17 protein-coding genes are annotated in these 19,919 nt (G+C 62.7%); 3 read left to right on the top strand and 14 right to left on the bottom strand.

Going from position 1 to position 19,919, the window contains the following annotated elements:
• Positions 1 to 21 precede the first annotated feature (21 nt).
• Positions 22 to 645 (top strand): isochorismate family cysteine hydrolase YcaC, encoded by a 624-nt coding sequence (gene ycaC, locus ACOYXG_RS16680; RefSeq protein WP_007961287.1) that lies wholly within the window; start codon positions 22 to 24, stop codon positions 643 to 645.
• Between the two features lie 302 nt (positions 646 to 947).
• Here the strand turns inward: ycaC and ACOYXG_RS16675 are convergent, their stop codons facing one another.
• Both ACOYXG_RS16675 and ACOYXG_RS16670 read right to left on the bottom strand, forming a co-directional pair.
• On the bottom strand, positions 948 to 2,375 hold the full coding sequence (locus tag ACOYXG_RS16675; RefSeq protein ID WP_460352886.1) for a mechanosensitive ion channel domain-containing protein: 1,428 nt from the start codon (positions 2,373 to 2,375) through the stop codon (positions 948 to 950).
• Between the two features lie 206 nt (positions 2,376 to 2,581).
• The gene (locus ACOYXG_RS16670) at positions 2,582 to 3,598 is read right to left on the bottom strand and encodes an alpha/beta hydrolase (RefSeq protein WP_027611593.1); all 1,017 of its coding nucleotides are present in this window, start codon (positions 3,596 to 3,598) and stop codon (positions 2,582 to 2,584) included.
• A gap of 129 nt (positions 3,599 to 3,727) precedes the next feature.
• Between ACOYXG_RS16670 and ACOYXG_RS16665 the strand changes: the two genes are divergently transcribed.
• Both ACOYXG_RS16665 and ACOYXG_RS16660 read left to right on the top strand, forming a co-directional pair.
• Complete coding sequence (locus ACOYXG_RS16665) at positions 3,728 to 4,615, top strand: LysR family transcriptional regulator (protein WP_096796201.1); 888 nt, start codon at positions 3,728 to 3,730, stop codon at positions 4,613 to 4,615.
• 381 nt (positions 4,616 to 4,996) lie between these two features.
• The gene (locus tag ACOYXG_RS16660) at positions 4,997 to 5,803 is read left to right on the top strand and encodes a class I SAM-dependent methyltransferase (protein ID WP_027611595.1); all 807 of its coding nucleotides are present in this window, start codon (positions 4,997 to 4,999) and stop codon (positions 5,801 to 5,803) included.
• A 135-nt stretch (positions 5,804 to 5,938) separates the two neighbouring features.
• Here ACOYXG_RS16660 and ACOYXG_RS16655 read toward each other — a convergent pair whose 3' ends face one another.
• The 12 genes from ACOYXG_RS16655 to ACOYXG_RS16600 all read right to left on the bottom strand — a co-directional run bounded on the left by ACOYXG_RS16655 (position 5,939) and on the right by ACOYXG_RS16600 (position 19,917).
• Positions 5,939 to 6,631 (bottom strand): GNAT family N-acetyltransferase, encoded by a 693-nt coding sequence (locus tag ACOYXG_RS16655; RefSeq protein ID WP_027611596.1) that lies wholly within the window; start codon positions 6,629 to 6,631, stop codon positions 5,939 to 5,941.
• Positions 6,632 to 6,686: 55 nt separating this feature from the next.
• Positions 6,687 to 7,478, bottom strand: a complete 792-nt coding sequence (locus ACOYXG_RS16650) for a ChbG/HpnK family deacetylase (protein WP_460352883.1) — start codon at positions 7,476 to 7,478, stop codon at positions 6,687 to 6,689.
• A complete protein-coding gene (locus ACOYXG_RS16645; protein ID WP_285375833.1) occupies positions 7,450 to 8,634 on the bottom strand; it encodes a GNAT family N-acetyltransferase in 1,185 nt (394 codons plus the stop codon). Before ACOYXG_RS16645 ends, ACOYXG_RS16650 begins: the two co-directional genes overlap by 29 nt.
• A 4-nt stretch (positions 8,635 to 8,638) precedes the next feature.
• Positions 8,639 to 9,328, bottom strand: coding sequence for a GNAT family N-acetyltransferase (locus ACOYXG_RS16640; RefSeq protein ID WP_258675175.1), 690 nt, complete (start codon positions 9,326 to 9,328; stop codon positions 8,639 to 8,641).
• Positions 9,329 to 9,543: 215 nt separating this feature from the next.
• Positions 9,544 to 11,463 (bottom strand): hypothetical protein, encoded by a 1,920-nt coding sequence (locus ACOYXG_RS16635; RefSeq protein WP_460352880.1) that lies wholly within the window; start codon positions 11,461 to 11,463, stop codon positions 9,544 to 9,546.
• A complete protein-coding gene (locus ACOYXG_RS16630) occupies positions 11,460 to 12,764 on the bottom strand; it encodes a lipopolysaccharide biosynthesis protein (protein WP_460352878.1) in 1,305 nt (434 codons plus the stop codon). Before ACOYXG_RS16630 ends, ACOYXG_RS16635 begins: the two co-directional genes overlap by 4 nt.
• Positions 12,761 to 13,762: a polysaccharide deacetylase family protein gene (locus tag ACOYXG_RS16625; protein ID WP_098964582.1), complete on the bottom strand. Its 1,002-nt coding sequence runs from the start codon at positions 13,760 to 13,762 to the stop codon at positions 12,761 to 12,763. Before ACOYXG_RS16625 ends, ACOYXG_RS16630 begins: the two co-directional genes overlap by 4 nt.
• 13 nt (positions 13,763 to 13,775) lie before the next feature.
• Complete coding sequence (locus ACOYXG_RS16620) at positions 13,776 to 14,912, bottom strand: glycosyltransferase (protein ID WP_150369071.1); 1,137 nt, start codon at positions 14,910 to 14,912, stop codon at positions 13,776 to 13,778.
• Positions 14,905 to 15,873: a glycosyltransferase gene (locus ACOYXG_RS16615; RefSeq protein ID WP_460352875.1), complete on the bottom strand. Its 969-nt coding sequence runs from the start codon at positions 15,871 to 15,873 to the stop codon at positions 14,905 to 14,907. Before ACOYXG_RS16615 ends, ACOYXG_RS16620 begins: the two co-directional genes overlap by 8 nt.
• Positions 15,870 to 17,240, bottom strand: a complete 1,371-nt coding sequence (locus ACOYXG_RS16610) for an O-antigen ligase family protein (protein ID WP_460352873.1) — start codon at positions 17,238 to 17,240, stop codon at positions 15,870 to 15,872. Before ACOYXG_RS16610 ends, ACOYXG_RS16615 begins: the two co-directional genes overlap by 4 nt.
• Positions 17,237 to 18,328: a glycosyltransferase family 4 protein gene (locus ACOYXG_RS16605; protein WP_115989419.1), complete on the bottom strand. Its 1,092-nt coding sequence runs from the start codon at positions 18,326 to 18,328 to the stop codon at positions 17,237 to 17,239. The genes ACOYXG_RS16610 and ACOYXG_RS16605 overlap by 4 nt, the downstream gene beginning before the upstream one ends.
• Positions 18,325 to 19,917, bottom strand: coding sequence for a GumC family protein (locus tag ACOYXG_RS16600; RefSeq protein WP_097088755.1), 1,593 nt, complete (start codon positions 19,915 to 19,917; stop codon positions 18,325 to 18,327). Before ACOYXG_RS16600 ends, ACOYXG_RS16605 begins: the two co-directional genes overlap by 4 nt.
• Positions 19,918 to 19,919 lie beyond the last annotated feature (2 nt).

Raw genomic sequence — 19,919 nt, 5'->3', positions numbered from 1 at the left:
CCATCCACCGAGGAGTTTCCCATGAGCGTTCCCTACAAGCGTCTGAACAAAGATGATGCGGTCGTGCTGCTGGTCGACCACCAGACCGGTCTGATCTCGCTGGTACAGGATTTCACCCCCAACGAGTTCAAGAACAACGTGCTGGCGCTGGGCGACATCGCCAAGTTCTTCAAGCTGCCGACCATCCTCACCACCAGTTTCGATGCCGGCCCGAACGGCCCGATCGTGCCTGAGCTGCGCGAGCAATTCCCCGATGCACCGTTCATTCAGCGCCCTGGCCAGATCAATGCCTGGGACAACGAAGACTTCGTCAAGGCGATCAAGGCCACCGGCCGCAAGCAACTGATCATCGCCGGTGTGGTGACGGACGTTTGCGTGGCATTCCCGACCCTGTCGGCCATTGCTGAAGGTTTCGAAGTGTTCGTGGTGACCGATTCTTCCGGCACCTTCAACACCACCGTGCAACAAGCCGCGTGGGCGCGCATGTCGGCCGCCGGTGCACACCTGCTGAACTGGTTCTCGGTAGCGTGCGAGCTGCAAGGTGACTGGCGCAACGACATGGAAGGCCTGGCGCATCTGCTGTCCGAACGCCTGCCGAACTACCGCAACCTGATCAACAGCTACACCAAGTTCACGGCCAAGTGATGCCTGAAGCCCCTCACCCTAGCCCTCTCCCAGAGGGAGAGGGGACTGACCGAGGGGTTTGTTCGCGATACGCCGACCTGCAATACCGAGCCGATCTCCGAAATTGAAGTACACGGAGATCGGCTCCCTTTCCCCCTCGTTTGGGGGGAGAGGGGACTGACCGAGGGGTTTGTTCGCGATACGTCGACCTGCAATACCGAGCCGATCTCCGAAATTGAAGTACACGGAGATCGGCTCCCTTTCCCCCTCGCCCCCTTGGGGGAGAGGGTTGGGGTGAGGGGGCTCTTGATCTTGCTCTCGCATCAGCGCTTTTGCAGCCAACCCAGAAAACCACCCTTGCGCACCGCCACCGGTTCGGCCATCAACGCCAGCCGGCTGTTCTGCTGTCGCACGGCCTGCAATTTGTTCAGCGCCTGGCCGACTTCGCTGCGCTGTTCCATGCATTGGCGGGTCAGCGCTTTGTCGAGGCGATAGATGATGCTCGACGTCAGCGCGGTGAACGTGGCTTGCGACGGGGTATCGGCGAGGATGCTCTGTTCGCCCATGACCTCACTCGGCCCCATGCGTCCGGCTTCGGTCTGGCCGTTGCCATCGGGCACGGTTGCACTGACCACACCAGTGGCGATGACAAACAGACTGTCGGGTACTTCATCCAGCCCCAGCACCACCTGACCGGCCGCGTATTGCTGCGCGACCATCGATTCGGCGAGGCGATCACGTTCTTCATGGCTCAGCGAGCGGAAAACTTTCACTTCATCGAGCAAGGCCCGGGCGCGGGTCGAGGGCTCGATCACGCCATCGGGGTGCCGGGAAATTCCTGCGGCTTCGAGATGCCGGTGGGCGAGGTCGAACAGTTGATTGCGCACCTCGCCTTTCTTGCTCAGTTCACTGATGAAACCGCTGGCGACATACTCCGACATCTCCTCACCGGCCTCTTTCAACACGGCTTTGGGCGGCGGATTGAGCAGCAGACTGCTGCTGCCTTGCAGCGTGCGGTCGAGGGCGTCGAGCACCCGCCGTGGGCGAATGTGATTCGGCACCTTGATGCTGATCGACACCCCGTGCAGGTTGGTCGGGCGACTGAGATTGACGATCTTCGCCTTGGCCGCCACCGAGTTCGGCACCACGGCCAGCGTGCCGGTGCTGGTCAACAGATGCGTGGCGCGCCAGTCGATGTCGATGACCTTGCCTTCGACGCCGTCGATCACCACGAAATCGTCGACCTGATATGGCTTGGTGGTGTTGAGCACGATCCCCGAGAACACGTCGCTCAAGGTGCTTTGCAATGCCAGACCAACGACGATCGCCACTACCCCGGAAGTCGCCAGCAAGCCCTTGACCGGCAGTTCCAGCACATAGCCGGCGGCCGCGACGATCGCCGCCAGAAACACCAGCGCACCGATCACGTCCTGCAACAGCCGACCGCTGTGGCCGATGCGCCGCATCAGTGCCAGACCGATCACCTCGGTGAGCACCCGCGCAGCGTACAGCCACCAGACAATTGCCAGCGCGGTCGCGCCCAGTTGCATCACCCGGTCATCGGCGAACAGCGGCGCCTGCAACGGGCTGATCTCGGCATTGATGATCAGTGCGCTGAACGCCAGAAACAGCGCCAGGCGAATGCCGACTCTCGGTGCGCGATGCTGAAACGGCGCGAGGTGCCAGAGCAGCGCATCGAGCAGCAGCAGGGCGGCGCTCCAGGACAGTGGGTGAGTGAGGAGGATGGACATGGCGATCTCCGGAACTGCATGAACGTTGGTGTTGAAGAGGCTTTTGTGGTGAGGGGATTCATCCCCGATGGACTGCGCAGCAGTCCCCTGCCTTTCTGGTTAGCGGCGGGGTCGCTTCGCAACCCATCGGGGATGAATCCCCTCACCACAAGGGTTCCTGCAGACAAAAAACTCGCCACACCGTCAGGTGTGGCGAGGGAGGGGGCTTAGTTCAGATGTGTTTTCAGCTCAGCCGCGGCCTGGCGCACGGCCGCTTTCACTTCGGGAATCTGGCTCAGCGGATTGAGCAAGCCAAAGTCATGAATCATCCCGTTGTAACGCACCGACGTCACCGGCACACCGGCCGCATCCAGATGCCGCGCATAGCCTTCGCCTTCATCACGCAACACATCGAACTCGGCGGTCTGCACCAGCGCGGCGGGCAGGCCCTTGAGCTGTTCGCTGCTGGCGTTCAGTGGCGAGGCGTGGATCTGTGCGCGCTCGGCCGGGTTGGTGGTGTAGTTGTCCCAGAACCATTGCATCATGCCCTTGGTGAGGAAGTGGCCCTCGGCGAATTGCTGGTACGAGCCGTCGTCGAACTGCGCGTTGGTCACCGGCCACATCAGCAGTTGGAAGCGCAGGGCCGGGCTCTGCTTTTCTTTGGCCATCAGCGCCACGACCGCTGCCATGTTGCCGCCGACGCTGTTGCCGGCCACCGCCAGACGCTTGCCGTCGACCCCGATCTGCTTGCCGTTTTTCGCGACCCATTGGGTCGCGGCGTAAGCCTGATTGATCGCTGTCGGATACTGCGCTTCCGGCGACGGCGTGTAATCGACGTAGACCGCGACCGCTCCAGAGCCGACCACCAGATCGCGAATCAAGCGTTGGTGCGTCGGGTAATCGCCCAATACCCAACCGCCGCCGTGGAAGAACATGAACACCGGCAATTCACCTTTGACCTTGGCCGGACGCACCACTTTGAGGTTGATCGTCTGGCCATCGACCTTGATTGCCTTGTCACTGACTTCAACTCCGGACAGGTCAACCTTTACCGAGGCCTGAGCGCCGGTCAGCACCGCACGGGCATCCTTCGGGCTGAGTTGCTCCAGCGGTTTGCCACCGCCGGCGGCGAGGGCTTCGAGGAACGCCTGTGTGTTGTGTTCGACACCCGGGCTGCCGGCGGCGAACGCGTTGCCGATGGACAGGGCGAGGAGGGATGCGGTCAGGGTTTTTTTGATGTTCATGCTCAATTCCATTTTCGAAAGTTATTGGTGTTGTGTCGGGCTGTTTTCAAACCGTGAGCACAGATTAATGAGCTGTCGAAAAGTGAAAAAGCGGCTATAAAGCGTTTGACTGTCTACCAGAGAGTGACAATGAACCCGTTCGAAGACATGCGTATTTTTTGCCAGGTCATGGACTCCGGCAGTTTCACTGCTGCGGCCGATCAGTTGGGCCTGTCCAAGCAGTTCGTCAGCCGCCGTTTGATGCAGCTCGAAGAGCGCCTCGGTGTGCGGCTGTTGAACCGTTCCACCCGACGCCTAGACGTCACGCCACTGGGCCAGAGCTACTACGAATCGGCGCTGCGTCTGCTGGGCGAAGTGGAACAGGTCGAGCAGGGCATCGCCGGGCAGACTGCCGAGCCGCGCGGGACCATTCGCGTCAGTGCACCGCTGTCGTTTGCCGTGGCGCATCTGGGCTGTCTGCTGCCGCTGTTCCTGCAGCGCTATCGCGATGTCACCGTGGAGGTGGATTTGAGCGACCGCCCGGTGGACCTGCTTGGCGAAGGTTATGACCTGGCGCTGCGCATTGGTGTGCTGGAAGACTCAACATTGATCGCCCGGCGCATCGCCGCCATCGAACGGGTGTACTGCGCCAGCCCGGCATATCTGGCCGAACGCGGCACGCCGCTCAATCCCGAAGACCTGCACAGCCACGACTGCCTGCCGTACGGCCATGGTCGTTCGGTGCAATGGCGCTTCAATGCGGGGCAGGGCAAGCCGCTGCTGGTCAATGTCACCGGACGCATGCGGGTGAACAATGGCGAGCTGTTGCGCGATGCGGCGGTGCAGGGGATGGGGATTACTTATCTGCCGACGTTCATCGTCGGCGCGGCGCTGAAGGACGGGCGGCTGATGCCAGTGCTCGACGACTACCGCCCCGAACCGCTGACCCTGTCGGCGGTGTACCCGCAACACCGCCAGGCTTCGCGCCCGGTGCAGGCACTGGTCGAATTCCTGCGCGAACGCCTCAACCAGATGTGACCACGCCAAAAGTGTGGGAGCGGGCTTGCTCGCGAAGAGGTCGTGTCAGTCGATGAAGATGTTGGCCGGACCGACGTCTTCGCGAGCAAGCCCGCTCCCACAGGTTGTGCGACGTGTGCAAATCTTGTGGGAGCTTTTTGCAGCGATGAGGCCCGGTCGCAAAAAGCTCTACGAAGCCGCCGCATTACCCCCTGTGGGAGCGGGCTTGCTCGCGAAAGCGTCCTGTCAGCCAACATCTCCGTTGCCTGACTCACCGCCTTCGCGAGCAAGCCCGCTCCCACAGTGGAACGGCGGTGCGGCTTACAAAGTCGCAACAACCGTACTGATCGGGCTGTTCTAGACTCGGGTCCGCTCAATCACGAGCATCGCCCGGAGTGCGCCATGGAAGTGCCCAACAATAAAACCGCCATCGACAGCAATCGACAGGCGTGGAACGATTCTGCTCGTCATCACCGTGAGTCGGCGGAATGGCAAGCGCTGTTGAACGACGTATCAAAGGCTGATTTCTCCTGCCTCGATGACACCTTGCGCGGTCAGCTGGAACAGGTCGGCGTCGATGGCAAAGCGCTGATTCAACTCGGTTGCAACAATGGTCGCGAAAGCCTGTCGCTGTTCGCCATCGGTGCGCGCAGTGTGGTCGGCGTCGATCAATCGGAGGCGTTTCTCGAACAGGCCCGTGAGTTGAACCAGCGCTCGCCGCACAACGCCGAATTCATCGAAAGCGATATCCATCACCTGCCGACTGCGCTGCACAGCCGCTTCGACGTGGCGCTGATCACCATCGGCGTGCTGAACTGGATGCCCGACATCGGTGAGTTCTTTCGCCATGTCGCGCTGACTCTCAAACCGGGCGGCAAACTGGTGATCTACGAAACCCATCCGTTTCTGGAAATGGTCGACCCCGACGCCGAAGACCCGTACCGCCTCGCCAGCTCCTACTTCCGCGCCGAGCCATTCGTGCAGGAAGAACCGATCGTCTACGTCGGCAAGGTCGAACAGCAGGCTGCCAAGTCCTACTGGTTCGTACACACCCTCGGCGCGATCTTCAGCGGCGCCATCGCGGCCGGCCTGAACATCGCGCACTTCAAGGAGTATGCGCATTCGAACCGGGAGGAGGTGTATGACCAGTATCTGAATCGCGAGGCGCAGATGCCGTTGTGCTTCACCTTGGTCGCTCGCAAAACCTGAGAATTTGTTGCTCCATCTGGCCTCATCGTGAGCAGGCTCACTCCTACACGTGATCGGTGTCGTACACAAATCCACTGTGGGAGCGAGCCTGCTCGCGATGGCGGCCAAAGAGCCGCCATCGCTTTTACGATTGAATCACGCCTGCGCCGCCGCACTCACCACCGGCCGCCCAGGTTTGCGCAGGGGGTCCAGGCGTGAGCCGTCATAGCGGCTTTCGCGGTAGAAGCGCCAGCGGCCGAACAGGCCGTAGACGTGGGTGACGCGGCCCTGTTCGTGGTAGCCCATGCGGATGTGCAGTTTCAGCGCCGGGATGTTGTGGGTTTCGCAGACGTCGACGACTTTGTCGCAGCCTTGGGCGGCCATGGCTTCCCAGAGCGCGACTTGCACGTCCACCGACAGGCTGGTGCCGAAATACGGGCGGGCCATTTCGCCGCCGAATTCGAAGAACTCGCCGGGTTTGACCGGGAACCAGCAGCCGTAATAGTGGCGGTCGTGGTAGTCGCGCATGCTGCCCCAGATGAATGCCACCGCGTGGCCGTCGGCATCCAGGTACATGTGCCCGGTGTGGCCCTCGGCGGCGAGTTCGGCCATGGTTTCCACGCGGTCGCCGAAGTGCTTGGCGAAGGCCCCGGTGTTGAGCTGGGTGATATCGACTTTGCGCAAACCTTCGTACGGGCGCAGCTTGTGCGGTGGCACCGGGGAAACCAGATCGCGCTCCATCCACAGCAGCTCCCAGTGGAAGAACACGTAGCGTTTCCACAGGGTGGCGAAGAGACGGCCGAGGCCCTTTTGACGAATGCGTTCGCGCAGTTTTTCGATAACACTCATGTTGCCCTCCGTGGCCGAAGCCCGGTGTGGTGGATGTTGCTGTTGGGGGGATGAATCAATCGAGTGCCGCGGCACCCCGTGAAAAATCCTTGTGCAGATCGGCATAGGACACCCGTGGCACACCCGGCAGCCGCTGCTCCAGCACGTGGCTCAGGGACTCTTCGGGGTTGAGGTAGGCATCACCGAAATCGCTGCCTAGCTGATTCGGGTGGGCAACGATTTCCAGCACGCCGTCGTTCGGCGCGGGGTCGTTACGCAGATCCACTGGCGTGCACACATAGTCCGCCGTGGCTCCGGTCAGACTCTGCAAGCGCCAGTTGAGCAAACCTTTGAATATGCGTTTCGGCAGACTGAGGTTCTGCCCCAGGTTGCGCGCCAGGCGAATCGGCACGCCTTGATGGGCAGCAAAGCGCGCGACGATTTCGCCGATCGGCCAGATGTTGTGCACGTGCTGATGCGAGTCGATATGGCTAGGTCGCACGCCATGTTCGACGCAGCGCTGCCACTGCGTCTGCAACTCTTCACGCACCGCTTCGCGATCTTCGCGACTCAGCCACAGGCTGTGCCGTGGCAGGCTCAGATCGAACACGCCGTGGCCGTCGCAGAAGGTGCGACTGCGCAGGATCGAAGCGCTTAACGGCCGCCCGTAAGTCAGGTTGAAGTGCAACCCGACCCGACCTTGAAGCGACGGATGCCGGGCCATCGCGCAGGCCGCTTCGAAGGCCGGCATGTTGGCCATGGCTGTGGCGCTACTGATAACCCCGGCCTGAAACGCGGCGAAGATCGTCGCGTTTTCGTTCGGGCTCAAACCGAAATCGTCAGCGTTGACTATGACTTGGCGAGGCATGATCGCCCTCCGTGGTGATGACGACAGGTGTGGGCGCCGATGCCGGTCTGGCCGCACGTCGCGCGCGCCATTGCTGCACCGTCGGTTTCAAGCGCTGCCAGAGCCGCAACCCCAGCCCCAGCAACATCCCGCTGGGGCGCCAGGAATAGAAACTCCAGCGCCAGTGTTCCAGTTGTCCGGTCATGCGTTCGTGCAGTTGGTGGCTGGAGTTTTCCAGACTGACCCGCGAGGCATCGATCCAGCACCAGTGCTCATCCAGCCCCCAGCGAATCCATTCCTCCAGCAACACCCGGCCGCTGCCCAGATCGGCGTATTGCGGCAGGAACGCGAGGTTGTAATCGTAGAGTCGACCCTGTTCCAGCAAGCCGAGGCGATAGCTGATGCAACGCCCGTTGAGTTCCAGCGTCACCACCCGCACCAGGCCCTGGCCGGCGAGGGCGGTGAAGGCGCGTTCGATCCATTGCCGACTGCGCTCGCTGGCAAAGATCCCCACGCCTTCGTCACCTTTCCAGCTCACCGCTTCGACTTCGCTGATCGCCCGCAACAGCGGACCCATGCTCAGCGCGTCGGGGCTGATGCGCCGCACCTGGGCGCCACACGCGGCAATCCGTTTGCGCGCCCGCCGCAGCTTGTAGCGCGGGTCGCCGGAGACCTCCTGGTGATCCGCGTCGCTGATCAGATGCACCGGCACCCGGCAACTGAGGCGGCGTTCGCCCGCAGAACTGTGGGCCATCCATTCGGTCAGGGCGCTTTCCTCACCCGCCGGCTCGGACAATTCGTTGAGTTGCAGCAGGGCGTGCGGCAGCTGTCGGCGGATCAGGTGCAAGGCTTCGCGCATGTCTTCGCCCTTGAGCAATGACAGCAGCGCCAGCCGGTCTGCCAGCGGATAGCCCAAGTGGTGCAGTACACGAAACGGCACGCCGGCAAAACGCTCGCGGCCCGCCACCAGCGGCAGGCACAGGCGCAATTCGTCCGCATCCCAACTGAGCAGGATGTGCAGGCGCTCACCCGCGCCCAGTGCCTGCTCCGCCGCGCACAACCAGCCCAGGTGGTTGAACGGCGTGTGATCCGTCACCTGCAGGCGCAGCGCTTCATAGGCGGCTGCCGGGAAGTCGGCGGCGCACAGTGAAGTGCGCCATTCGAATCGCGCCGTCATAGGCTCAGGCCGCCGTGGCTGTGACAGGTGGGCGGGACGGTTTGCGCAGCGCATCCAGTCGCGAACCGCTGTAGCGGGTTTCGCGGTAGAAGCGCCAGCGACCGAACAGGGTGTAGACATTCATGATCCGGCCTTGCTCGGTGTAACCCATGCGCAGGTGCAGTTTCAGCGCCGGGACGTTGTGGAACTCGCAGACGTCCACCACCTTGTCGCAGCCCTGGGCCGCCATGGCTTTCCACAGTTCCAGTTGCAGGTCCACCGAGAGTTCGCTGCCCCAGTAGGCACGGGTCAGCTCGCCACCGAATTCGAAGAACTCGCCGGGTTTCACCGGGAACAGGCAGCCGTAGTAATGCCGGTCGAAGTAGTCCCGTGCGCTGCCCCAGATGAACGCCACGGCATCGCCCTGATCGTCCAGGTGCATGTGTCCGGTGTGGCCTTCGTTGGCCAGCTCGGCCATGGTCCCGACGCGATCGCCGAAGTAGCGGGCAAAGGCGCTGGCGTTGTCGGCGGTGATCTTCACCACCCGCAGTGGCGGATACGGTTTGAGGCTGTGCGGTGGCACCGGACTGACCAGGTCGCGCTCCATCCACAGCAATTCCTGATGGAAAAACACGTAGTGCTTCCACGCCTTGGCGAGGGTGGCGCGCAGGCCTTTTTGTTTGATGTGCTGGCTGAGTTTGCTGACGGTACCCATGTTCTGTACTCCGGCGTTCCGGCAGGGCGAACAACTGTGGCGAGGGGCTCTGTGGCGAGGGGATTTATCCCCGATGGGCTGCGAAGCGGCCCCGCATTTACAGGCTAAAAGCGACGACTGCTGCGCAGCCGATCGGGGATAAATCCCCTCGCCACAAAAACTCCCTACCCACAAATCTTTGTTCGCTTTACCTTTTCTGATATTCGGAATTGGGTTCATGACGCGCTCCAGCTCAGGGCGAACAGGGTTTCTCCTGGCAAGTCGAAGCTGACGCGTCCGTCGCGGCAGGCGAATGGCGCGTCGCGGCTGCGGTTGTCCGCGCCGAAGTAACGCAGCGCACCGTTGTTCAGCGGGCACTTGGCGCCACTCAGGTCAACACGTTGCAAACGCGTGCCTTTGTTCACACCGAGCAGACCCCGCTGCTCGTCGCCGGCCATCGCCAGCACATCGACTTCAAAGCCATCGTTTTCTAGCCACAGCACTTGGTGCAGCCAATGCTGCGCGATGAACTGCTGGGCCAGACCTACCGGCTTCAACTCGAAACGCTCAGCGCCCAAAACCCGGATCATGCCCTTGGGATACTGCGGTTCATCGGCGGCCTGAAACCAGTTGAGCATCGTCAGCAAACCGTCCTGCGAAGCGTTGATCACCACCGAGGCCCACCACAGCGAGGCGTAGTGGGTTTCCTGATCGTAGGGGCTGAGGCTGGAGCCGCTGGACAGATTGGTCTGATCCAGCAGCAAGGCTTTGCGCGGCTGGCCGTGGGCGTCGAGGCCGACCAGTTCGGCGGCGCGGTGCACGCTGTCGCGGTAAACCCGGGTGGCGAGCAGGTCGCGGATCATCCATTCGTGCCACGCCAGTGCGTCGATCTGCTCGGCGGATTCACCGAGCAAACGTCGCGCCCAGTCGATGCCGCGCTTGTCTGCCGCGTTGTCGGCAAACGGCCCGTTGACCAGCCGTGAACTGGCCGGCATGGCGATGCGCACGCCGGCCCTGGCATTCGCCGGATCGCTGCGCACTTGCCTGGCCATGCTGGCGAAAATCGCCCGGTATTGCTCGAAGCTCGAATAGTTGAGGTTCGGCTCATCAGCAAAACCGATGTAGTGCGTGCCTTTGCCGCCCAAGGCGCGGGTGCCGGCCAGCCATGCATCGAGGCCGCCATTGCTTTGCACGTCGGCGCGCAGATCGGCCTGACGCTGGCTGCCGGCGAGCAGGGTGATGTCCTGACGGATGCCGAAGCGCTCCTGATAAGCCTGGCGGAACGCGTCTTCGAAGTGCGGATTTTTCGCCGTGACATCGACAAAGCTGTAGTAGCTGGCGGCGGTCGCTTTCAGCGCATCCAGCACCGCGTGACTACTGGCGGGTGGCATCACGTAGGGCAGGGCGATGCCCAGATCCGGGGTGCGGCCGAGGATTTTGTCATGCAGGGTCAGGTGGATCTGGCCGGACTCTTCGCGCACAGGTTTGAGTTGCTGCGGAGTTTGCGCAAACCGATTGGCCGTGCCGTCGAGCCAGAACGCCGCTTTGCCGCTGCCTTGCAGACGCAGGCGCCAGACCTGTTCGCGTTCGCTGACCGGCAACGCCAGTTGATCGAACTGCCAGTAGGCGCGATAGGGTTTGAGCGCCAGCGTCAGTGACTGATCATCGCCCACCCGTTGCGCCTGCAGCGCGTTGACCCCGCCATGAAACTTGCCGGCCAGCACCGCGTGTTCCCCCGGCGCCACCTTGAAATACAACTCGTCGCCGTTCTGCGTCTGCGCGCTGAAATGCACCTTGGCCGGTTCGAACAGCGCCACGGTGCGGTCGTCGTGTTCGACCCGGTAATTGCGGAAGCTGTAGCCGGGAATTTCCAGGCGATAACTGGCGGCACCCGGCAGCAACGCCCAGCTCTGGGTGCCACGGGTTTCGCTGGCTTTGATCAAGCGCTCGCCCTGCAATTTGCCCTGACCGTCGAGCAGGTACAGATGCTCTTCGTTGGCATCGGCCTGCCACGCCGGGGTCCAGCGCACGGTCACGCTGTCCGGGCGGTCGGTTTGCAGATACAGGCTGCCGTCGCGGATCTCGCCCCAGCGCATCGACGCGGCAAAGGCGTCCAGCGACAGGCCGAGACCGAGCAGCAGGACCAGGCCTTTCATGCGGCCTTCCGTTGCAACATCTGCCACATCGGCGCGATGTCACTGGGCAGGATGATCAAAGTTTGCCAGAACGCCACGCCGCTCAAACGGCAGTACAACACCAGCATCGCCACCGTCACCGCCAGATAGGCAATCGATGAAGCCGCCGCTGCGCCAATGATGCCGTAGGCCGGAATCAACACCAGGTTCAGCGCCAGATTGAGCAGGGCGCCGAGGCCCATCAGCAGCGACACCCTGCCGGGGCGGTTTTTCCCCAGCAGGTCCAGACGCAGGATGCTCGCGTAGCACAGGCCGAGCAGCCCCGGCAGCAAGGCGAGCAGCGCTGGATACGCCGGTTGGTAGGCGATGCCGAACAGGGTGACGATCAGCCAGTTGCCGATCACGGCCATGCTCAGGCACGCGCCGAGCATCACCGTGGCGGTCAGGCGCAGGGCCAGCGGAGTGACCTTGTCCATGCCTTCGTCCTGTTGCAACAGGCGTTTCATCAGCGGCGTGGTCACCGCTTCCGGCACGATCAGCAGCAGTTCGGCGGCGGCGCTGGCCATCGCGTAATGACCCAGCGCGGTGCTGCCGAGCAGGGCGCCGATGAACAGGTAATCCGAGCGCAGAATCACTTGCTGGAACAGCAGGTCCGGATGGCTGCGGGCGCTGTAGCGCAGCAGTTCGTTCTGGCTGGCGCGATCCCACTGCAACTGCAGCGGTTGCGCCCGTTTCAGCCAGACCCAACCGGCCAGCACTACCAGGCTGATCCCGGCCAGCCAACTGATCAACGCGGCTTCCAGCGCCGCGCTTTTCCACATCCAGAACAGCGCGAGAAACAGCAGCAACGGCGCCAGTGATTCGGTCAGGCGCAAGGCGTTGAACGCAACCACGCCACCGGAGGCGTTGTGCAGGGTCAGCAGGCCGCTTTTCAGCACGGTCAGCGGCACCGCCAGCAGCAACAGCCACGCCAGCAGACCAAGCTGCACGGTGACATCCAGTTCACTGCCGAACTCACGGACCAGCGCCACCACCAGCAGGGTAAGCAGACCCGCGAGCAAGCAACCGAACACCAGCACCTGACTCAGCAGCAGGCCCATCGGCCGTTGTTTGGCGGCCTGATAACCGACGGCTGAATTCAACCCGCCACTGGTGGCAGCGCTGATCAGATCGGGCAGGGTGCTAAGCAGCGCGAACAACCCGCGCTCACTCGGCCCTAGGATCCGCGCCAGCAACACGTTACGCAGCAGGCGCAAGGCGATCATCGCCAGTTTGGTGCCCATGCTCAGCGCCAGATGCTTGAGGTAATGGCTGCGGCTCATGGCCGGTTTCCACGAAAGATGCGCCACGAAAGCAGCTCAGGATTGCGCGCAGTACGCTGGCTGACACCGAAACGCGGCAGGTTCAGCGGATCGCCTTCACCGCGATAGATGCCGGTGCCGGTGCCCAGCGCGAACGGATAATCGTGCGCGGCAATCTGTTTTCTTACTCGCTCGTCGTTGTTGCCGTTGGGGTAGCAATACACCGGCAACGGCCGGTTGCAGCCGTTGCTCAAGGCGTCGCGGCTGCGGCTGATTTCTTCGCTCAGGCGCACATCGTCCAGTTCAGTGAGGATCGCGTGGCTGGCGCCGTGCGGGCCGAAACGCACCAGCCCCGAAGCCTCCAGCGCGCGTACCTGATGCCAGTCCAGCGCTTGCGGCTGCGCTTCGGGCGGGCATTCGTCGGTCAGGCGTTCGAGCATCGCCGGTTCAAGGGTTTTCAGGCTTTGCAGGTAATGCAGCAGCGACAGGCTGCGGCGATCGACGTCGATGTCATCCACCAGCACCGGCACCGGGTGGTGGATTACGTGCAGGCATTCGATCAAGTGCATGCGGGCCTTTTCGCCGTGGCTGCCCCACAGGGTTTCGCCAAGGCTTTCCCACCAGAAGCGCTGACGGCTGCCGATGAAATCGGTGGAGAGGAAAATGCTCGCTGGCACCTGATGTTTTTGCAGCAATGGGAACGCATTGACCGCGTTGTCGCGCCAGCCATCGTCGAAGGTCAGCGCCACCCTTGGGCGTTCGCTGCGCAGTGCGGTGGGCGTGAGGATGTCCATCAGCGGCACGCAATCGAAGTGCCGGCGCAGCCACACCAGCAGGTGCTCGAACGCCTTGGGCCCGACACACAGCTCATTGCGGTGCGGCAAGTCGGCGGCGCGGTCGTTGGCCAGCACCCGATGCAGCATCAGAATCACCCCGGCGCCGTGCAACTGGTTTCGTCCCACGGGCGAGTTGAGGTAAAGCCAGCCACTGGTGCGTTTTATCAGTTGTTTGATCGCCATGGCTTCGGTCCTCTCAACGGTTTTGTTCAGGGTTCCACTGGGCATATCGGTGGCCGCGCAGGAACTGCCACAGGCCGAGACTCATCCCGGCGAGGGTGACCAGCAGGAACGCGGCCAGACGAAACGGTTTGGGCAAGCGATGTTGCGAGTCCAGCAGTCCGGCCAGCGCAATGGCGTAGCCGAACAGTTGGGCGATCAGGGCCAGTCGATAGAAACCGTGGTCATCCCACAGCCAGAAGTTGCTCAGCAGCAGCGGCAGCAGGAGGATCGGTGCCAGGCGCCGAATCAGTTTGTGGCTGATCAGCGCCAGCGAATACAGGCCATGTTTGAGCGGGTTGAGCAGCTCACGGCGCTGGGCGAGGCTTTGCAGGCCACCGACGGTGACGCGTTGACGGCGGCGGAACTGTTTGTCCGCTTCGTCGACACCGTGGTCGATCACTTGCGCCTCGGGCACGTACACAATGCGCTTGAAGGCCACCGGTGCACAGGTGCTGAGAAAGAAGTCGTCGTTGACCTCCGCCGGCACGCTCTGGAACAGCTCGCGGCGCAGGGCGAGCAGGGCGCCGTCGGCCGAGACCATGCAGCCGGTGCGATTCTCCACCCGACGCAGCCAGCCCTCGTAATGCCGGTACAGACTGTCGCCGACGCTGAGGCCGCCGCCGGTCACCGGAATCACCATGTGCCCGGCGCAGGCCCCGACGTTGGAGTCGCTGAGTGGCGCGAGCAGGTAGCCGAGGGTTTCCCGCGACCATTGGTTGTCGGCGTCGGTGAACACCAGAATATCGCCAGTCGCCAGGGCTACGCCGGCATTCAGCGTCGCGGCTTTGCCTTGGCGCGGCAGGTCGAGGACAGTGATGCGCGAATCAACCACTTTGTGCGCGCGGGCCACGGTGTCGTCGGTCGAGCCATCGCTGGCGAGAATGATCTGCAGCGTGGCAGGCTGATAGTCCTGCGCCAGCAGCGTGCGCAACTTGTGCTCGATGTGTCGCGCCTCATTGTGCGCGGCAATCACGATGCTGATGTTCAGCGCTGGCGCCGGGCTGTGGCGCCAGGCCGGGAACAGCGGCGCCAGAACGGTCAGCAGCAGCGGGTAGCCGAGGTAGGCGTACACCGGCAGCAACAGGCACATCCAGAAAATGAATTCAGCCACGGGCAGGCCTCCTGGCGTTCCAATGACACAGACTGAGAATGAACGCGGCGCCCGCCAGGTGCAGACGCACCCAGTGCAGGCCCCACAGTTGCACGGTCAGGCCGATGTCGTGGTGTTTGATACTCTGCCGCACGCTTAGCACCAGCCCCGGCAGGAGGGTCAACGCGACCATGAACGCGGCGTGATGCGGGAAGCCGTCGAGCAACGCTGAAATCGCCAGAAAGTCGAGGATCCACACCGCAATCGACAGCAGCGGAAAGCGCAACAGACGCAGGCTGAAACCGTGAGTGCGCAGCAGTTGCAGATGACTGCCCTGACGCCACATTTCCTTGCCCATCCACTCGCGCCAGTTCATCTCATAGCCCCAATGCAGGGCCACGCTGCTGTTCACCGACAGCAGCCGCGCGCCTTGTTCGTGCAGGCGCAGGGTGAACTCCTTGTCCTCGCCGGTGCGCAGGTGTTCGTTGAAGCCGCCAACCTTGTCGAACCAGCACCGGCGCATCAGCAGGTTGGAACTTGGCAGCCAGTCCACCGGGTGCGAGCTCTGGCTGGACGGGCGCAGCGTGCGCCGTTGCCAGGCGGCGGCGTACCACGGCGCCGTGGCGGGGGTATGCAGGTCGAGGCCGAAGACGTCGGCCTGACCCTCGGCTTGCAGCTCGAACAAGGGCTTGAGCCAGTCTTCGGGCATTTCGACGTCGGCATCAATGAACGCGATCCACTCGCCGCTTGCCAGCAGCGCGCCGCGATTGCGCAGCGCACCGATCAGCAGGTCCGGCAGCACCAGCACCTGTGCACCGAACTGGCGGGCGATGTGCGGGCCGTCGTCGCTCGAACCGTTGTCGACCACAATCAACTCGCACTCGACATCGGCCGCATGTGCGGCTTTTTGCGCCGCCAGCAGCGTGCGACCGATGTGCCGGGCCTCGTTGTACATCGGGATGATGATGCTGATCCGGCTCATGTTCTGGCCTCGGTCAGTGGCGCTTGCTCGGCCTTGAGGCGCAGGACGCTGGTCAGCGCGAGCATGATCCACACGTACTTCTGGTTCGGTGCGCTGAGGAACATCAGGAACAGGGTCAGCGACAGGAAGCTCACCCCGAGGTGTGTCATCAGGTCCGCCTGCTGCCAGTCGCGTCGCAGCATCCACGCGGCGCGGGCGCGGATCAGGTTGTACAGACCGAGGCCGAGCATGCCGACAAACAGCAGGCCGGCGGGAATCCCCAGTTCACTGAAAATTTCCAGATAAGTGTTGTGGGCACGGCGGTACAGATCGCCGATCTTGCGGTTGGCGGAAAACGCTTTGGCGTAGCCGGTGGTCGCGTAGTGCAGCGGGAAGGTGCCGGGACCGGAGCCGAGCAGCGGGTTCTCGCGGATCATCTGCCCGCCGACCACGATGTACGAGGCGCGGCGGCCGAGGGATTCGTCATCGTGGCCCTTGGCCCCGGCGCTCAATACGCTCAGGGACTGGATGCGCGCGAGGTAACCGGCGGGCATTGCGTAGATCGCCAGCGGAATCACGATCGCCGCGCCGAGCATCGCGAACCCCAAGTGCCGTGGGCGAATGCGGGTCAGTTGCGTGCGGTAGTGCCAGCAGCCGATCAACAGACTCAGCGCCACCACCACCAGCCCCGAGCGCGATTCGGTCTTGGTCATGCCGCCCAGCAGTAACAAACAGCAGGCACCCCAGAACAAGCGGTGCAGCAGATTCGGCCCGCGAATCACCAGCAGCAGCGCCAGCGGAATGGCGAAGGCGATCAGCAAGGCAAACGCGTTGGGGTCTTCCAGAAGACCGGCAGCGCGCCCCTGATCCTGGAATTTGACCGAAAACATCGCCATGGCGCAGGTGGCGCTGACGCTCAGGGTCACCAGTCGGGCGAACAGGTCGAGATTCAGTTCACGGCCAATCAACAGGGTAATGACAAACAGGATCAGCCCGACGCTGAGTTCGCGCAGATGCCCCAGCGACATGCCCATGTCGTCGGTGTTGAGCAGGCTGAGGAAATACAGCACCAGAAACCACAGCAGAAACCGCCAGATATTGCTGCGCAGACGCTCGGACGGAATCTGATGCATGGCCAGTTGCAGCATCAGGATCACCGCCAGCGAGGCGCCGATCAGTTTGCTTCCGGACAATGCGCTGTCCTTGAAGAAACCTTCGAACGGCACCAGTGCGGCAATGCCCAGCAGGCCCCAGGCCGGCTTGCGATACAACACCGTGAAACCCACCAGGCCAATGACCGCGCCGGGTGCGAGAAACGGATAAGGGCTGGCGAGCAGACCGATGCACACCAGACCGAGCAGCGTGACGATCGAGAGCGGGAAAATCATGCGCGTGCCTCCCGTGCCGTGCGGATGTACAGCTGCGACCAGCGTTCGGCCAGGGCCTTGAGGTCGTAGCGATCCTGTTGCGTACGCTTTGCGTTGTCGCACAAATGCCGGGCCAGCTTCGGCTCGCTCAACAGGTTGTCGAGCTGACGGGCGAGGTCGGCGCTGTCGGCGGGTGTCGCCAGCAGACCGTTATGCCGGTGCTCGAGCACATCGGGAATGCCGCCGACGGCGAACGCCACCACCGGCACGCCGCTCTGCATCGCTTCGAGCAGAATCATCGGCGTGCCTTCGGTGCGCGAGCTGATCACCAGCGCATCCAGGCGCTGCCACCACGGTTGCATGGCAGTCTGGTAGCCGGGCAGACGAATTCGTTGGGTCAATCCGGCGGCGTCGATCCGCGCCTGCAGTGCTTCACGTTCCGGGCCGTCGCCGAGCATCACAGCGTCCAGTTGCGGATGCTGGTGACACAGCGGAATCAGCGCATCGAGAAACAGGTCCGGGCCTTTCTCGCTGCTCAGGCGCCCGACGTAACCGGCGAGCCAGCGCTGGCGGTCAACGGTGCTCACCAGCGCGTCAGCGGCGGGCAATCCGTTGGGGATCACCTGGAGTTTTTCTGCCTGCACGCTGGCCTGACGATGCAATACGGCGATGCTCTCGGCCACGCACACCACCCGATCCACCGACGCCGTGCGGCACAACTGCAGACTCAGCCAGGTGTAGAACTTCTGCTTGCGGCTGCGCGGGGTGAAGCCGTGTTGGGTGATGACCAGCGGCAAACGCAACAGCGTCGCACCGGCCCAGCCGAACAACAGCCCTTTGAAGTTGTGCGTATTGATCAGCGGCCGTTCGCTGCGCCGGGCCCGCAGGTGGCGCAACAGCTCACCCAGCCCGGCACAACCACGACAGTCCACCCCGGCCTCGCGAAAGCGTGCGATCAACGCCGGCGGTGCATCGAGGAACAGCACCTGGTGCTGTCCCGGTGTCGCCAGACAGTGATCGAGCAACATGCGCTCGGCCCCATAGAAGCCGCCGCTGCTGAGCAAGTGAATGATCGGCAGCGCGGCGTTCGGGGTGGACAGCGTGTTCAATTGCGCACCCAGTGCACGAAGCTTGGCACGGTCCAGTTCTTGTGCGGATTGCTCGGCAGCACGTTTTCGTCGTTGATCACCAGCAACACCGGCAGGCCCAGTTCGTGGGTGATTTGCGCCGGGTGTTTGAAACGGTGATCGAAGAACTCACGCACATAGACCAGGGCAATCGCCAGCAGCAGACCGGTGAACAGCCCGAACGGAATGATCAGCAGCGGTTTGGGGAACGCCGGCTCGGTCGGCTCGAACGGCGGGCTGAGCACCTTGGCGTTCGACAGGTCGTCGTTGAGCGAACCGGCGGTGCTGCTTTCGGCGAAGCGTTGCGCATAGGTCGAGAACGCCGTGTGCAGCGCGTCGATTTCCGTGTCCATCTGCCGCAGCTTGCTCTGGGTCTGCTGCAAGGTGTGGATGCGGTTCTTGAACTCGGCGATGCGCGCGGTTTTCTGATTGATCACCTGTTGCACCACGGCCAGGTCGTTGGTGCGTTCCTGAATGCGGTTGCTCACCACTTTGAGGAACTGCTGGCGAGTGCGGGCGATCTGCTCGCGGGTCAGCAGCATCGGCTCGCTGCCGGGCTGGAACACCGCGAGGTCATTCATGTAGCGGCTGACCTGAGTGGTCAGTTGCTCGCCCAACTGTTTGATTTCCCGATCCTCGAACGCCACGTTATCGACGGTGGTGGTGAAGGTGAAGGGGAAGGTGTAGTCGTTGAGCTTGTTGCTGCTGGCGGCCGTCAGCGCGGTTTTCAGGTATTCGAGCCAGCGCTGGCTCTGTAGCAGACGATCCTGGTACAGGTTCAGGGCTTGCTCTTCGGTGTTGATCGCGTTCAGGCGGAAGGTGATTTCTTCCTTCGGATCGGACGATGCAACACTTTCCAGCAGCGCTTGCCGATTACCTTCCAGCCCGTCGAGACGCACCTGATACAGGTGCTTCTTGGTTTCGTAGAAAGACTGCGGCAGGTCGATCGACTGCAGCGCCTGACGGCTGCCCAGATAGTTCTGCAGCAGAGTGGCGACGAACGTCGTGCCCTGATGCGGATCGGGGAAGCTGTAGACGATCGAGATCACGTTGGAGCCGGGCAGGGTCTCGATCTTCAGGCTGTTGATCGCATCTTGCGTCAGGCCGTCGAGCACGGTGTCACGCACCGGATCGGTTTGCAGCCCGAGCATGTTGCGCAGCGGGTTGATCAGGTACTGCCGCAGCGGCGACGTGACATAGCGGCGGAACGGTTCGCTCACCAGTTTGGCGAACACGCCCACCGGCGGGTTGTACTCGCCCTTGTCGCGCAGCTCGCTGATGGTCTGGCGGATCAGCGCCGGGGACCGCAGGATGTTGCTTTCGGTTTCCATGTCCGCCAGCGACGGCGGAATGAAGGTGGCGTTATCGACCGTCAGTGACGTGGTGGCGTCACCCTGGGAGAGTTTTTTCGACTGCACGATCACCTGAGCGGTGATATCGAAGCTCTGTTTGAGCACCAGCGGCAGCAGCAACGCGATGACTGCAAAGATCAGGAAGACCCGTTTCACCAATTGCTTGTTGGCGAAGAAGATCCTGAAGAACTCATGCAGGTAGTTTTCCTTTGGATTCATGA

This window comes from Pseudomonas sp. G3-39 (assembly GCF_054790485.1).
Note: the sequence above shows the minus strand (reverse complement) of the source record. Positions and strands in the feature narration are given on the sequence as shown.